Annotated in this window: 16 protein-coding genes; all 16 read right to left on the bottom strand. The window is 59.4% G+C overall.

The window, feature by feature from the left end:
- Window positions 1-664: 664 nt before the first annotated feature.
- The 16 genes from gpJ to GIW79_RS06510 all read right to left on the bottom strand — a co-directional run bounded on the left by gpJ (window position 665) and on the right by GIW79_RS06510 (window position 14,665).
- Window positions 665-4,453, bottom strand: a complete 3,789-nt coding sequence (gpJ, locus tag GIW79_RS06585; RefSeq protein ID WP_236477361.1) for a TipJ family phage tail tip protein — start codon at window positions 4,451-4,453, stop codon at window positions 665-667.
- Between the two features lie 52 nt (window positions 4,454-4,505).
- Complete coding sequence (locus tag GIW79_RS06580; RefSeq protein ID WP_060772840.1) at window positions 4,506-5,093, bottom strand: tail assembly protein; 588 nt, start codon at window positions 5,091-5,093, stop codon at window positions 4,506-4,508.
- Window positions 5,090-5,872 carry a C40 family peptidase gene (locus tag GIW79_RS06575; protein ID WP_060772839.1) on the bottom strand — a complete coding sequence of 261 codons (783 nt, stop codon included), beginning with the start codon at window positions 5,870-5,872 and terminating at the stop codon, window positions 5,090-5,092. Before GIW79_RS06575 ends, GIW79_RS06580 begins: the two co-directional genes overlap by 4 nt.
- A gap of 2 nt (window positions 5,873-5,874) precedes the next feature.
- Entirely contained in the window at window positions 5,875-6,579 is a 705-nt protein-coding gene (locus tag GIW79_RS06570; protein WP_236454837.1) for a phage minor tail protein L, read from the bottom strand.
- A gap of 48 nt (window positions 6,580-6,627) precedes the next feature.
- Complete coding sequence (locus GIW79_RS06565) at window positions 6,628-6,978, bottom strand: phage tail protein (RefSeq protein WP_236454835.1); 351 nt, start codon at window positions 6,976-6,978, stop codon at window positions 6,628-6,630.
- Window positions 6,978-10,406 carry a tape measure protein gene (locus GIW79_RS06560; protein WP_236454833.1) on the bottom strand — a complete coding sequence of 1,143 codons (3,429 nt, stop codon included), beginning with the start codon at window positions 10,404-10,406 and terminating at the stop codon, window positions 6,978-6,980. Before GIW79_RS06560 ends, GIW79_RS06565 begins: the two co-directional genes overlap by 1 nt.
- A 58-nt stretch (window positions 10,407-10,464) precedes the next feature.
- Window positions 10,465-11,298 carry a hypothetical protein gene (locus GIW79_RS06555; protein WP_236454831.1) on the bottom strand — a complete coding sequence of 278 codons (834 nt, stop codon included), beginning with the start codon at window positions 11,296-11,298 and terminating at the stop codon, window positions 10,465-10,467.
- 72 nt (window positions 11,299-11,370) lie between these two features.
- The gene (locus tag GIW79_RS06550) at window positions 11,371-11,529 is read right to left on the bottom strand and encodes a hypothetical protein (RefSeq protein ID WP_236454829.1); all 159 of its coding nucleotides are present in this window, start codon (window positions 11,527-11,529) and stop codon (window positions 11,371-11,373) included.
- Window positions 11,530-11,621: 92 nt separating this feature from the next.
- Window positions 11,622-11,951, bottom strand: a complete 330-nt coding sequence (locus tag GIW79_RS06545; protein ID WP_060772833.1) for a hypothetical protein — start codon at window positions 11,949-11,951, stop codon at window positions 11,622-11,624.
- A gap of 39 nt (window positions 11,952-11,990) precedes the next feature.
- Complete coding sequence (locus GIW79_RS06540) at window positions 11,991-12,491, bottom strand: hypothetical protein (RefSeq protein WP_038449260.1); 501 nt, start codon at window positions 12,489-12,491, stop codon at window positions 11,991-11,993.
- A 55-nt stretch (window positions 12,492-12,546) separates the two neighbouring features.
- Window positions 12,547-12,933: a DUF3168 domain-containing protein gene (locus GIW79_RS06535; protein ID WP_236454827.1), complete on the bottom strand. Its 387-nt coding sequence runs from the start codon at window positions 12,931-12,933 to the stop codon at window positions 12,547-12,549.
- Complete coding sequence (locus GIW79_RS06530; protein WP_236454825.1) at window positions 12,926-13,429, bottom strand: HK97-gp10 family putative phage morphogenesis protein; 504 nt, start codon at window positions 13,427-13,429, stop codon at window positions 12,926-12,928. Before GIW79_RS06530 ends, GIW79_RS06535 begins: the two co-directional genes overlap by 8 nt.
- A gap of 3 nt (window positions 13,430-13,432) precedes the next feature.
- Window positions 13,433-13,603, bottom strand: a complete 171-nt coding sequence (locus GIW79_RS06525; RefSeq protein WP_236454823.1) for a hypothetical protein — start codon at window positions 13,601-13,603, stop codon at window positions 13,433-13,435.
- A 9-nt stretch (window positions 13,604-13,612) separates the two neighbouring features.
- Complete coding sequence (locus GIW79_RS06520; RefSeq protein ID WP_236454821.1) at window positions 13,613-13,945, bottom strand: phage head closure protein; 333 nt, start codon at window positions 13,943-13,945, stop codon at window positions 13,613-13,615.
- On the bottom strand, window positions 13,942-14,259 hold the full coding sequence (locus tag GIW79_RS06515) for a head-tail connector protein (RefSeq protein WP_060772829.1): 318 nt from the start codon (window positions 14,257-14,259) through the stop codon (window positions 13,942-13,944). The genes GIW79_RS06520 and GIW79_RS06515 overlap by 4 nt, the downstream gene beginning before the upstream one ends.
- The gene (locus GIW79_RS06510; RefSeq protein ID WP_236454819.1) at window positions 14,252-14,665 is read right to left on the bottom strand and encodes a HeH/LEM domain-containing protein; all 414 of its coding nucleotides are present in this window, start codon (window positions 14,663-14,665) and stop codon (window positions 14,252-14,254) included. The genes GIW79_RS06515 and GIW79_RS06510 overlap by 8 nt, the downstream gene beginning before the upstream one ends.
- Between the last annotated feature and the right edge of the window lie 38 nt (window positions 14,666-14,703).

Here is a 14,703-nt window from a genome sequence, read left to right as displayed (position 1 = left end):
CTTGCCCGTCGCATCCCACATCCTCAAACCATAGGAAGCGCTTGGGACAGACGAAAAGGCCCCAATGAATATAGCCCCAGAGTGTGCTTGCCCTGATGTTACGGAACAGCCAGTCCAAGCACCTGCGCCCCCCTCTAGCAAAACTCCAAGCTGTATAAGCGACCCATTGCTCTGCGGGCGTACAAAAACAAGGGGCGGCTCTTGGGTGGTAACAACTGAAGAGAATACAACTGAGACACCAGCGGTGTAGGAGCCTTTGTGAAATACGCACAGCCTCGAATACTCAGAATCAAGGGAGACAGCCCCGACATCGTTTACTACTTGCAGGCCATAATTCATTAGCCAAACCTCGCAACCATTAATCGCATCGTTGCGGTAGAGAATGAGTCAGTCGGCCGGTCTTTCAGAAAATTCCTAACATACACAAGCTCCGTACCCATCTCGCACTCCAGCTGCCTATTCGACACAACCTGTGAGTTATCATTGTTTATTGGCAATAAAAAGCAAATTGCATTGGTTGCGGTACAACCTGGAGCCGAAAAAGTCCTAGTGCCTCCAGGACCTGAAGAATATGAAACCAATACAGATAAAACGATCCTGTAAGTAGATGTCGTGGTGTCAAATTCCAGGTTACCAGTTGGTGACCATATCCTCAGACCGGAACTCATTCAGTAAGATCTCCGATTTGAACGCGCTTGACGCCACCATTATCCCAAAACCGCAACGAGCGATTTGTCATCATTGATCGGCCCTGCCCTGGTACAACTCCGTTGATTTCAAACGTCCCGTCGAAGAACAGCTTCCAGCCAGCCTTGCCTGGGTCATAGTTATTCGACTGGATGTAGTTTCCGATCTTGGCGTTGGTGATAGTGCCGTCCTGGATGAATGCGGACTTGATAAAGGTCTGCCCACCTTGGACTGCGAACGGCACCGATCCGGCCTGGCCAATGGCGAACCTATCGGCGTCGATGATGAACTGCGACTGCAACCCGCCAGGCCCATTCTCCAGCCCAAGCCCGATACCGGCGTACTTGTAGAGGCCAGTGGCAGTTTCGTACTGCATCCGCACCGACCAGTTCGCCGTGACCTTGCCATCGACCGTTTGAATTGCCGTGGTGTTGGTCTGGATAGCCAGCGTGTTGCCGTTGACCGAGTTCTTGACCGTTTCGATGCTGGACGACAACACGCCGTCGGCATTGATTCGGGCGGTTTGCTCGGCTATGACCGCAGCGGCGTTGCTGGCAACCTTCACTTCCACTGTGTCGGTTCTCTGCCCCTGAACCAGGTCGCCCTCGATCAGAGCGGACTGAACGGACCACACTCCTACGTAGCCGGCCTCTGACCCAATAAGCGCAGTGTCATCACCCTGGAGTGGCGGGTTTACCTGGAGGTAGATGCCGTCTACCCGCTCCGCCGTGGTGGTGACCTTGCCGTCGAGCGTGGTTACCGTGGCCTTAAGGGTGCTTAACCCGCTGGCCGTGGCGTTCACGCCGGTGACTGGGTCGTTGACCGTGACCTTCACCGCATTGAGCTGTTGCGCCTGGGCGGTGATGTCCTGTCCATGCTGGTTGATCGTCGCCGAGTTCTGCTGAACTTGCGTCACCAGGGCGTTAACCGTCTGCGTTACCGTGCCGATGTCGGTCCAATAGGTGGCATTCGGTGGTGGGTTGTTCGCCGGTACCGGGCCATTGGCCTGATACAGGTGCTGGCCCATGCGCACGATATCGTTAAGCGCGTACGCCTTCGCAGGATCGTATTCCAGTGCGTCGACGATCTGGTCAATCAAACCTTCCAGCTCATCCTTGGCCGCTTCGATGCGCCCATTGACCGAGCCAGGGCCGTTGCCGTCGATAAGGTTGATGCGCTCATTCAGCAGCTGTCCCAGGGATGTCTCGTCGATCTGCCCTTTGATCTGCTCAAGGATCGGCCCAGCATCCGAGCTGGCCTGGCCCATCACCCCATTCACTACTGGATAGAACGGACCGATGTTGCCGGTACGGTCCACCAGGCGCGCCCAGAAGAACAGCGTAGCGCCCGCCAGCAGGGACTGCATACGGTAGTCGGCCTGCGGGTATGCCAGGTCGGCCAGCTTGGTCGCGGCATCCAGGTTATTCGCCGGGCCATACCAAAGCTCGGTGCGCTGGGTGTCCTCGGCGCCAGCAGGGAAGCCCCACTTGATGCCGATGCCGAACAGTTCGCTGGTGGTGGTCAGGAACGACACCGCCGGCGGCGCCCCGGTTTTCCCTTCCAGGTTGGTCAGGGCCGAGGTTTTCGGGATCGACGATACGTTGAGGGCGCTTACCGCCCTGACTCTCGCCATGTACTGACCCGAGTAGATCCCGCGAACGTCGGCCATCAGTTCAGCGGTGCTTGGCAAAGGCACCCACTCACGTGCGCCCCACTTCCACTCCACGTCATAGGCGACCGCACCCGGGGCAGCATCCCAGGCGATAGACATCACCGTAACGGCGATGCCCTGCTCTATCACGACGTGCTGGCTCAGCATCACGCGCGCCGGAGCGTCCTGCGTACCCACAGGTATGCCAGTGATTGGCCGGGTGTCGACCACCGCGCCGTTGTCGATGGCTGGGAACTTGCTCGGGTCGTGTTGGATTACCTCGAGCTGGTACTGGTGCCACTCCGGCCGCGTGACGTTGCGGACGTAGAACTGCATCAGCTTCAGGTCTTCGTAATCGAGGATCCAGCCGCTTTCTGGCACCGGCTGCTCGCTGAAATCAGCCATGACGGTTACAGCGCGGCCAGCCACAGACTTCACGACACGGGCCTCTGATTTCCCGCTGGGCAGGTTGACCATCAAACGCGCGCCAACGGGAACAACCGTGTCCCGGTCGAGCGTCACCAAGCGCCCAGCGGCCGCTGAGATGCGCCCACCGTTGTTTCTGCCCACCAACATCGGGTCTGCCACGGCAATGACCTGCCCAGGCTTTGGAATGCCGCCGTCCAGGCCGACACGGAACACACCGCCCTGGGTTTGCAACTTCTCTGTCAGCGCCGCCCACTGGCCTGCGCGCTGGGCCTGGCCCTGGGAAGTGCAGGCAATAGCGCTTACGGCCGTTTCGCGAACGATCCCGCCGAGTTCGACCATCGCTTCATCGTCAAAGACCGGCTCCTTGTCAGTTTCAAACCCCTGCTCTGGGTTGTCCCAGGCCACCATGTACAGCGTGTGGCGATCGCGCGCGCGGGTGCCCTCGTACTTAATGGCGCCGTTGTTCAGGATCTGCGTTTGGTTGTAGGTGTACACCGGGTCGCCGGGCATATCGGCGTTGACCACGATCTGGCTGCCGTCCCAGTAGGCCAGGCCGTGAAAGATCGATGCCAAATCCTGCAGCACCGCGTAGGCTTCGGCCTGCTTTTGCAGGTACAGGTTGCAAGTAAAGCGCGGCTCCATGCCGCCCTTTCCGTCCGGCACCATCTGATCGCAGTACTGCGCGATCCGGTAAAGCGACCAGCGATCAACCATCGTTGCATCAATGCGATCGCCCAGGCCGTAGTAAGGGTGCAGCACCAGGTCATAAAACACCCACGCAGGGTTGTTGGTGTAGGCCTCTTTGAAAGTGCCGTCCCAGATGCCGTTGCTGGTACCGGTGCCCGACGTCGCGTACGTGCGCGTCGAGGCGTCATAGTTGCTCGGAACGCGAACGATGCGCCCGCGCATCAATACCGCGATCTTGGCGATATCGCCGCCGAATGTTTGGGCGTCGTATTCAATAGCGCTGACCGAGGTGAGCGGGTATTCCTGATCGCTGTCGACCACCTCGGCGATCGCCTTGACCACCATCTGGTCAACCACCAGGTCGGAGTTCGCGTTCGGCGTGAGCCGGCGAACGCGAACGGTCCACCGGTTGCCGTCTGGCAGTTCCAGGCGGTGAGCCCGCTCATACTCGGTGACGTTCTTCCGGTCGACGAACGACACCAAGGCCTCCACGTAGGGCCCGCCGTCAGTCGCAATATCCACGGCATAGTCAATGCGCACGCCGTTGATGTTGCCGGCGGCGTCCTGGCTGCGGAGTGCTGGCCAGCTCAGGCGGATTCGAACCGCGTCAGCGACCTGGTTTGTGACGGTGTGCAGCCAGGGTGTGCCAAAGATCAACTCCTGCTTGACGTCGATCTCGTTGCTGGCTTCAGTGATGCCTTGCAGCCGATCCTGATTGAGCTCGCCGTTACGGAACTGCCATTTAACGCTGGGGTAGTTGATCGTGCCGTCTTCGTTCTGGATCGGTGTTCCGTCGAGCTTGACCGAGCGCAACCCATTGACCGGGCCAACGATCGGGCCCCAGCTCCACATGTAGACGATGCGTGCGGTGGATATCGAAGGCACGCTGTTCTGGGCGATGCTGGGCTTTTTCTCTTTGGCCTGGCCGCCCTTGCTGCCGTGCACGGCGCGGCGCTTGGGGGTGATTGCGCGGGGCGCCTTTTTTGCTACTGCGCTCATGCGCCCTCCAGAATGCAAAAACCCGCCGAAGCGGGTTGTGGTGGTGGCTGGATCAGATGTTGTCCTGGGTGTATATCCCTCCCGACTCCACCGCGCCGCCGATCTCGCGCTCCCCGTACAGCAATGGGTATGGGTTGCCTTGGGCGATGGTGGTGACGGCGCCGCCGAAACCGTAGCTTGGGTTGTTGCCGTCGTCGTTCTGGTTGTCGGTGGTGGCCGTGGTGGCCGGCGAAAGCATCTGAACCATACCGCCCAGGCCAACCGCCGCGCCGGCGGCCAGCAGGCCCATGCCCAAGGCCGAAGATGTGCCGCCGGTGAACAGGCCACCCACGATCAGCGCAACGCCCAGAATGGTCTGGAACAGGCCGGCCTGCTTGCTCCCCTGGATGATTGGCTGAATCCGAATGTCGCCCTCGGTCCGGCCAACCATCGCCAGCTCCTCGGAGCCGATGTTTCGCTCGTCGACAAACACCGCGAAGACCATGCCGCGCTCCTCGGCGCGGCGCATGAACGTCTCGAAGCCTGGCTTCATCATGCAGAGCGCTGTCATTGCGTCGTGGATGCCGTAGAGGTCGAGCTGGTATTCCTTGCCAAACTTCTTGCCCAGCACCCCGCCGAGCTTGATGGTGCGCATTGTCATGGGCGGTAGTCCTTGTGCCGGAGGATCAGCCGAACGCGGCTGGCCATCGACCAGCCGTAGATCTCGCGCGCCGCCGGGCGGCCGGCCATGTGGTGATAAATGAACGGGCCAAATCCGCCGAGCGCCGGTGCTGGCTCGCTGTTCAGCGCTGGCTGGTCGCCGAGGTAGATGGCGGCGTGGTTGGGGAAGTAGCATTCCCGACCCGGTGTTGGCACCTGCAGCACCAGCATGTCGCCGCGCTGCGCCTCGCTCACCTGGTAGAAACCAACGGCCGCGAAGTTGTCCTCGTAGAGGCTGGGCCCGTCTTTCTGCTCCCACCACAGGTCGGTGCGCTCGAAGTTCGGCAGGTCCAGGCCTGCCTCGCGCGCGTACCAGTCGCGGCAGGCTGCCCAGCAGTCCAGCAGGCCATGGGAGAAGTCGCGGCCCAGCAGCGGCGCCTGAAAGCCAGCTGGCGTGAACCATTCAAAGTCTCCGCCGGGCCAGCCCACGATACCCCAGGGCAGTTCGTGCAATTCGCAGCTGACGCGATCCGCCATGCTCGGCGTGGGCGCCTTGTCGGGGTGGCTGTGGATGATCGCCAGTACTTCGCCGCGATCCTCAGCGGCCGCCATGTCCTTGTGATCAATCTGGAAGTGCTCGCGCGGCGTCGTGGCCAGGTTCGCGCAGGGCACGTATTCCCGGCCGGCGGCCGACTTGATCAGCACGCCGCAGGCTTCTGCCGGGTAGACGCGCTCAGCGTGCGCACGGATCTCGTCCTGCAGTTTTTTGTTGATGCGCATGGTCACCTCGATCGTGCGATAAGGCTCGCGCCCATGGACCCACCGAAGCGGCGGGTATTGCCCCGGAGCTTGCAGCTGCTCCACCAGCCGCCGCAGCGGTCCAGCGCGGGGTTGTCAGTCGGCTGGTTCTTCTTGTCGAACATCGCGGTGCCTGTATAGGCGCAGGCCTCCTGCCGGTAACCGCCACGGCAGGCCCACCTGCACAGCTTGGTGATCTGCTGGGCGGGCAGCATCTGCCCCTCCATATCGGTTGGGCTCGACAGCGCGAACGTCACCGAGATGCTGGGCAGCGCCTCTGTCTTCTGCTCGATAAACCAGAGGTTCGTCCTGCTCTGGTTGCTGGCTTCCGGGTTGCCCTCTGGGAAGTTCGCCGCGTCCAAGAAGTGGCGGAACGTCTCGATGACCTTAACCCTGGAGCCGGCCAGGTCACGAAACTGGAAGCACAGCGCGGTGATTGCACCGCGCACCCCGCCGAGCTCGTCGTCCACCTGCAGCGTGGGCGTGGCCGGCCTGCCGTCGCCGCGGATGTCAAAGCCCTTGGCCTCGATCTGCAACGGCGAGTAAAGCTGCCCCTGCCAGATGATGTCGCCCTCATGGGCGTGGCCGTGGAAGCGCCATATAGTGGCGCCCAGGCGTGTAGCGTCCAGCTCGTAGAGCCTGATTTGGTTGCCAGGCTCTAGCTTTTGAAGGTCGGAGTTGTAAATCATGGGGCCCCACAAACAAGAAGCCCCGCACAGGGCGGGGCTCGATAAGGGTTATGGTCTGGGGTTGAAAACCTGTTTCACCGAGAAGGTGACGGTGTAGATGTTCGCGCCCAGCGCTTTCTTCTTGTAGCCGTTGGTTCGGTACCAACCTTCCGGTTCCCCGGGCGGCGAGTAGCGGAAGGCCTTGTAGCCTTCGTGTCGATCGAGGAACTTGATCAACTCCGGCAATTCATCGCCGGGGTAGTCTTCGCCGGTGTGCACCAGGTTCCAGACCTGGCTCTTGGTGTTGATGCCGATCCCACCGGCCTGGACCATGCCGTCGCCGAACTCGTTCTCCCAAGTACGCTGGCTGACATCGCCGTCAGCACCGACCTCAACGTCAAAAGTAAATGTCTCAGCCATCAACGCCTCCACAGCCGGCCGCCCTGGCCCATTTCACGATCAAGGAATTTCCCGAACTGAGCCTCCAACCCCGACGACATCGCCTGTCCCTGGCGCGCTGCTTCCTGATCCGACATACCCGGCTGGGCTTGCACATTGATTGGCGCATTGAACACGATCTGCGTAGGACCGCTCGGCGTCGTAGCCGGCGACGTCCCCAGCAGCGCAGCCCTCCCGTTACCCGTCGCCTCCAGGCTACCGATCCCGATACGCGCTTCGGGTTGTGCACCGCTCAGGCTGTTGTCGATCCTTGACAGCATCGCATCCAGCTTCGCGCTGGTTTGAGCAGTAGTAACCCGCTCGCCCTTTTGCAGAAACCAGCTGCCGTCTTCTGGAACCGAGTCGATACCATCGTGCGCCATACCAGATAGAGCCGTCATGCCAACCGCCTGGGCGAGTGGGCCGGTCACTGTCAGCGCAGTCGCCATCGCCGCCGGCGCAGCTGCTGGGCCAATGATCGGAATAGCCGCTGTCGACGCGTAGGCGTTGAGCCCAGCCTGAAGCGACATTGCCGCAGCATTTGCCCCTAGCGTGGTCGCAGCTCCTGCCTGAGTTGCCTTGCCTACGAGCAATTGCACACCCTGGTAGATCAACCATTGAGCGGCCATATCTCCCAGCGCCTTGAGCATCGACTTGGCGAAGTTGCCTACCATGTCGCCCAATGCGTCGTCGGCATCCTCCGCGCCACTGGCGACATCCGAGAAGAACGTGCCCAAACCGCTGGTAGCTTCGCTCAAAGCCGTGTTGGTGAAGTCTGCGGCCTGGGCCGAATAATTACGGGCGGCGTCGGCGTAGTTCGCCCATGCCTCATTGACGCCATTCATCCAGTTGGCTTGTTGTTCGTCGGTCGCGGCGTAGTAGTTCTCCTGCGCCAGCAGCCGCTTATTCAGCTCATCCTGAAGGACCTGCGTTTCGTTGGCGTAGAGCTCCGGCGAGATCTGCCCGGTATTGCGCTGCTCATTGAGCGCCGCCACGTCGGCAGCGTATTTCTGCCTCATGGCCAGGTCAGCGCGCATCCTATCCCTGGCCTTATCCCCCATGCCGACGCCGGCCAGTTCTTGGTCGAATCCATCCTTCGTTGTCTGGGTTGTCAGCGCCTGGGCGTTTTTAAAGGCCGTCAGCTTCAGGTCATCCTCGTTGGCCTTCTTCAGCTTGTTCAGCGCATCCAGCTCGGCAGCCATGCCCATGAGCTTTTTCTTTTGCGCCTCGCTCAGCTTGCCGAGCTTGCCTTCCTGCAGCTCGAAGGAAAGCTTCATCACCTCCGTGGCGTCTTTCTGCTTGTCGCCGGTGGTGTTGATCAGTTCGATCTGGCGCTTATAGCCTTCCTCTGCCGTATCAAACGACTTGAGTTGTTGCTTGGCGGCTGACTGCCCTTCGCTGGCGTTCTTCCGCGTGGCCTTAGTCGCCGCCTCATCAGCCTCTTTTTGCGCGTCCTTTGCTGCAGCGGCTGAACGGATCGCAACAATATCGGCCTCTGTGAGTAACTTGTGCTCGGCGATATATCGATTCGCGGCCGCGAGACTTGTCTTGTCTTGGGCAGAAGCAAGCTCCTTCAGGAGCTGGTCAAGATACTTTTTCCCATCCTGAGCAGCGCTCGCCTTCGCTGATGCGTTCTCACGCTGTGCCTTGGTGTTGGCATCCGTCTCGCCCGTAAGGGCTGCGATGACTTCCTTCTGCTTAACCAGCTCGCCAGACAGCTTCGAGACAGACTTCTCGCTCTCTTCGATGGACTGGGCCATCGCCTCTGTGACGCCAGGAATAAGGCGCAGCTGGTCGGCCACCGCTTGCCAGTCAACTGTAATACCCGACGACTGTTCTTTCGAGGCTTTGCGAACCAGATCCAGTGCTTTCTGAGCTTCAGTCGGCAACGGGGCAAGCCCCGCCATGAGGCCGTCAGCGCCGGCCGCGCCCATTCCGCGCAAATCGCTTTCAAACTTATCGGCAATTGCTCCGGACATTTGCCCAAGATCAGATTGCAGATCTTCGACTTGAGACCTTAACTCGCGAAGTGTTACAGACTGGGTGGCCCGCCCAAGCTCGTTGAACTTTTTGATCAGCTCAGTAATTGGCGATGACAAGTCGCCAAGTTTTTCTTCAAGGACGCTCGTGTTGTCTCGTAATGTTAGGAATGCTGTAGCGGCACCAATTGCTAAAGCCGCAATACCCAAGGGGCCGCCCATCATCCCGATGAGACCAACACCAGCACGGCTCACGCCGACCTGCGCGACAGCCACGGCATTGGTCGCGCGAGCCTCGACCATTCGAGCCTCTGCAAGCTGAAGCGACATCTGCGTCTGAACTGCTGTACCGCGCGCCGCAATCGCCTCCTTCTCGGCTAGGAAAACAGATGTTTGGGCCTTCTGCAGCTCTGCCTGCGCGACCAGCAAGACCGATGTCGCTTGGGCTTTTCTTGCTGCCACATCTTTGAGTGCCGAGTAAACGGCCGCCGCACCCGATGAGGCAGCCATTGCACCGTATCGAGAAAGCGCAGCCACGGCAGCGATGATCGACACATCCGCCAAGGTAGAGAAGTTGTCGCCAACCGCACCAATAGCCTTCCCTAAGGCGCCAGTAAAACTGGTGCTTTCGTCCAGACGACCGACATATACATCGAATGCGTTGGTCAAATTCTGCAGAGCATCACGGACAGCGACCGTCATGCTGTCGGCCAGCTTTCCATTGGCCTCGGCGGTGTTCTGCAAGCCTTTGGTAAGCACATCGAGACCAAGCTTGCCCTCAGCACCAAGCGCCCGAATTTCTTCGGCGGTCTTGCCGGTGGCCTTAGCTACGGTTTCGACAATCGAGGGCATTGCCGCGAGCATCGCCTGCCAACCATCAGCATCGACCTTTCCCGTTTGCAAGGCCTTTGAGTAGCCGTCAATTGCGGATTTGGCTCTGTCAGCAGATGCCGAGTTGGTAACCAACAGGAAACTGAAGCTGTCCATAACATCCAGCGCCTGGCTGGTGTTATAGCCCATGGACTTCAGGCTGCCCGATGTCCGGATATAGAGCTCTTGCGCCTCAGCGAGAGGTCGATACGTGCGCTTAGCGGTATCCAATAGGCGCTGCTGAACCAGATCGTATTCACCAACGCTGGACGTGGCCATGCCGATGCGGTCGGACATCTGTCCGTATGAGTCGGCCGCCTCAATGATCTTTCCGATACCGGCCGCGCCAATAGCACCAGCCAATGCGGTCTTGATCAGCCCCGATGCATGAAGCGCCCGCTCCCCTGCACGATCAAAAGCAGTGTCGATACGCCCGAGGCTCTTATCGATCTTTCCTGATGCCTGACCTACGCTGGAGTCTGCGCGCGCCATCTCCTGACGCAGCTGAGCCGTGGTCGCTTCGATGCGTACCAGCATCCCCTGTACGTCGGTGTCGGCCATGCTTTTCTCCAGACAACAAAAAACCCACCGAGGTGGGCTTTCAGTTTATTTGATTAATTTACAAAGTTTTGATACTCATCCGCGCCTCTTCTGCGTAAACCTTGCCGGTGCTTATGTTTACGACCTTGATCCAAAAAACGCGGCTTTGGAAAAAGTAACTGTCGATCACTGATTCGTGCGGGCTTGTGATGGTTGGCTCGTGATAGTTCTTCGATACTTGTACATAGTCCGGTACGGGTTTAACTGTGAAAACAACTCGAATATTGTCACGCTGGGTCTCCATCTCTGCCGAAGATATGTTTAGTTTCCCAGAAACCCTGTAGATAAAAATATTCCCTGGCGCCTTTGGAACCGGGCTAAACACCAAAAAATACCTATCTATTTTTTGTTTTTCTATAACAGCAGTTGCCCCGAAAGAGTTCTGTCCAGTGTATTGCCCCTGAGAGTAGATATCTTCTCCGAGATCAAACGAAGGGTACTCAGTGTTGACGGCCTTCAGTGTATCGAGTCCGCTTTTAAATCCAGCGCCCTGAGCATCTCGCATTGAGACGTTCAACGAGAACTCACCAGTCGCATTATCAAACTTGATCGCCGATGGTGTAACCACTCCGGCTACAGCGAAATTTCCAAACGAAGCCATTCTATTGGAAAAGGCTGCATCAGTTTCGTACTTCCCCCTCGGTCCGCCGAGTCTGTGGATCTCTCCCAGCAACTCTTTACCCGAGGAAAAACTCTTAGCCTCAACGCCCTTTCCGGCTGGATCAAAGGTTATAAAGAGTTCTTCCTGAGCCGGTTTTGCGTGCGCACCAGGTAGCGTCGCTCGGCTTGCAGACTGGGGCCCAGCGCAACCGTAAAGAGCCACGAAGGCGGCCACCAAAATAGAAAAACGCATCGACTCACTCCCTGTATTTCTAGGGAATTTACCACTGCGCGACCTAAAGTGGCACTTTTTGCATTTCCTAAGTTACCGTGCGCGACCGCCGGTGAGCGCCTTTCGCAGCTTATCTGCCACAGTAGACGCCGAAGGCTTCTGAGCGTTGGTCTTTGTCTTGCCGGTGCCGAACGGGTTGGTCATCTGCGCCCACTCGATTTTGGCGTCCATGGCCAGGAACAGTTCGGGCATCGGAATTGTCCAGGCCAAGTCTGGCGACCAACCCAACCACCCCGTGGCCACCGCATAGAGCCGGTCGACGTAGCTGCCATCCTCGACAGCACTTACGCCGCCGCCGGCTTTTCCTTTCCCGCATCAGGCCCTTTCGGGTTGTACAGTGCTACCAGGTAAGCATTCAGCTGCACGGACACATCCAACACGCCCGTCTGCCACACCTGCTCAGCCACGGCCTCGGCCGCCTTGCCATTCAAGCCAGCGCCGCCGGCGATGATCACGGCGCAACCGTCGATGCTCAATGCATTGATGGCCTGGGACGCACCACGCAGGCCGCCGAAGTGGGCCTCAATCGCACGCACGGCGCCGAGCGTGGGTGTCAGGGTATAGGTCTCGTCGCCAAGCTTGATGTCGACGGTTCCGTAAAGGGTTTTGCTCATGTGGCGAATCCTTGGGGTTCGGGGCCGAAGCCCCTTTGTTTAAGGGGTGACAGGCGCCGGGAGAATTTCCAGGATGTCGGAGTTGATGCCGATGGTGACGTTGCGGCGAACCACGTTGTCAGCAGCGCCGGCGGCGACGGTGTTGTTCATCACCTTGCCGCGCAGGTAGAACGTGGTCGGCAGCACGGCCGGGGTGGCATCTGGATCGCCATCGTTCAGGGTGATCTTGATGTTGTAATCGCCCTTGCTGCGATCCCGGTGAGCGATCTTCAGCTTGGCCTGGCCCAGGTCGCCGTTGTCCAGGCCGACAGCCAGGGTCAGGTCGCCGGCGTCAGCGGTGCCCTTGTACTTGCGCACGCGGCCATCGCGCAGCGAAGTGAAGGTCACAGAGCTGAACGTGTCGCCAAACTCGCCCAGGTCTTCCACCTCGCCAATATCGACATAGGTGTCCGCCTTGTAGAGCGCTTCAGTGTCCGCGCCGTTCTTGCTGCCGATACCGATCCGGCAGCCGGCGGCTGTATTGAGGTTGTCTTCGGCCATGGGGGTTCCTCCAAGGGCACATTGGATAAAGCCGCGGTGCGGCCGGGTGTTGGGTTTAGTGGGTGGTAATAACGCGGACCGTGACCGATCCTTGATACGTGACGCCGTCAGCATCGCGCTGGGCGTCGGCTTGCTCGACACGGACCGATACAGCGCGCCCGACGGTCAATGGCAGGCGGCGCTCGTCCAGAGCGGACACAACCTCACCGAGGATGCGTTTCACCTCGGCCTGGCCGTGGGCATCCGACCAGACCGACAGGTAGACCAGGCGCTGCTCACGCTTCCTGCCCGAGATGGGCGAGGCGTTGGCGGATATCTCCCGGTCAATCGAGACGTAAGGCATTGGAGAATCCAAGGGGGCACCATCGTAAACCGGGCATGAAACCTCAGCTGCAAGCCTGGTGAACAACGCCTCCTGCAGCGCAACAGATGGATCAGCCATTGGATAGCCCCTTGCTTGCCTTGCTGAGTGTCCGACTTATTGCGGCCTGGATGTTGGCGATCACATATTCCCGGTTCACGTCCTTCGCGGGCCGAAGCCATGGATGTGCCGGGCGTGCCGGGATATCCGGATATTTGCCAAAGAAGTCGGCACCATCGCTTTTGTTGGTCGACCGCCGGTTTCGCCCGCCAGACCGCTTGGTGCCTGAATATCCCTTGGTGCCGTATTCAACGAACTTCAGGTAGAAAAAACGGTTGCTGTCCCTCTTCCCACGGATGCCGATCTGCGCATCAAGCCCGCTTTTGGACACAAACACCTTCAGAGCAGCAGCAGCCGCGCCCGTGTCTTTCGGGATAAGGGTCTTCATGGTGGAAAGAATACGTTCAGCACTGTCGCGCATCACCGGCGCCAGCTCGTTATCCATGGTCGCGTGGATGTTGCGTAGCGTCCGGCGCAGTTTGAAGTCGCCGGACATGCGCGAGCGGCGCGCAGCCATGGCCTACTCCTTGGCCTTGGCGGCCTTTTCAGCAGCTGGGGCGGGAACAGGCAATTCCTCTACCAGGCCGCGCGCCACCAGGTCAGCGCCAAGCTTGGCGTCGACCACAAAATCTTCACCTTTCTCCCGATCGCCTGTGGCGCCGGAAAGGGTTCCCAGGGCAATTACTTTCATGATTCACCTCTATGGATTGGGTACGTTCGAACACAGCAACCGGAGCATAGTGTTCTCGTTGTCGATCAGCGCCGCCTCGATCTGGTAAGTGGTGCTGACCCCTTTCGAAACGTGCACCAGGCGATTACCGGCGATCGCGTCCACCCGCGGGCGGATGCGGATCTCGGCGGTTACGACCCTGGTGAGCTTCTCAGCAACCGGAGCAACCCGGCCGGTGGGCATCGTGATCTCTGCCCACAGCTTGCCTACCTCGGGCCAGGTGACGGTGAAGCCTCCAGAACCGTTTGGCGCTCGCTCTGGCTTCTGCATAGTGCAGCGGTGACGCATTGGACCTGCTCTCATATATTCACCCAGCGATGAGGCTTCCAGAGGGCATTCGTTGCCATTGGCAGTTCCGCAGTGATCGTTCCGATCACCACCGTCTCGCGGTTGCTATACCAATGACCGATCAGCAATAGCGCTCCCTGCTTAATCGCCTTGGTCATCAGCAGCGCATTACCGACCGGATCTGGCAAGGCTGTCTCTGGATCGACCAGCGTGCGATTGGTCCAGGCCTCAAACGCGCTGAGGGCTGCATCCCTGTAGCCCTCAATCAGCGCATCCTCGTCGTCATGGTCGACCTTTAAGTGAGCCTTGACGATGGGAAGATCAATCACTCTTTGGCACCAGCGCCTGAAGTGCCTCTTTGTTGGCGGAGGGATCGAACTCAATCCCTTTGCCGGTGAGCCAGGCCTTCAGATCGGGAACCTTCATCTTTAGCGGATCGCTTTCTTTCTGAGCCTCGATCGCAGCGTTGATTTCTTCCTGAGAGCTGCGCGATGCGTAACCCTCGGGCGGGTAATTCACTGCCAGGTAGCCGGCTGCTAAAAAATCAGCAATGGTCGGGCCGTCCAGTTTCAGACCATTGGCGTCCAGTTGATTGGGGTAAGACGCCACCCCCAGGTGCTCGACCGCCACCAGCGCGCACCGATCCGAGACTTCATGCTCGCCAGCAGGAACCTCAACCACATGGTTTCCGTCCGCAGAGAATGGGAACGGCTTCTTCACAAGAATAATCGGCATAAATCCTCCGGCAGGCTGGGCGCCCGAAGGCGCCCACC

This window comes from Pseudomonas sp. PA-7-1E (genome assembly GCF_021605325.1).
GTDB lineage: Bacteria > Pseudomonadota > Gammaproteobacteria > Pseudomonadales > Pseudomonadaceae > Aquipseudomonas > Aquipseudomonas fluorescens_BV.
Note: the sequence above shows the minus strand (reverse complement) of the source record. Positions and strands in the feature narration are given on the sequence as shown.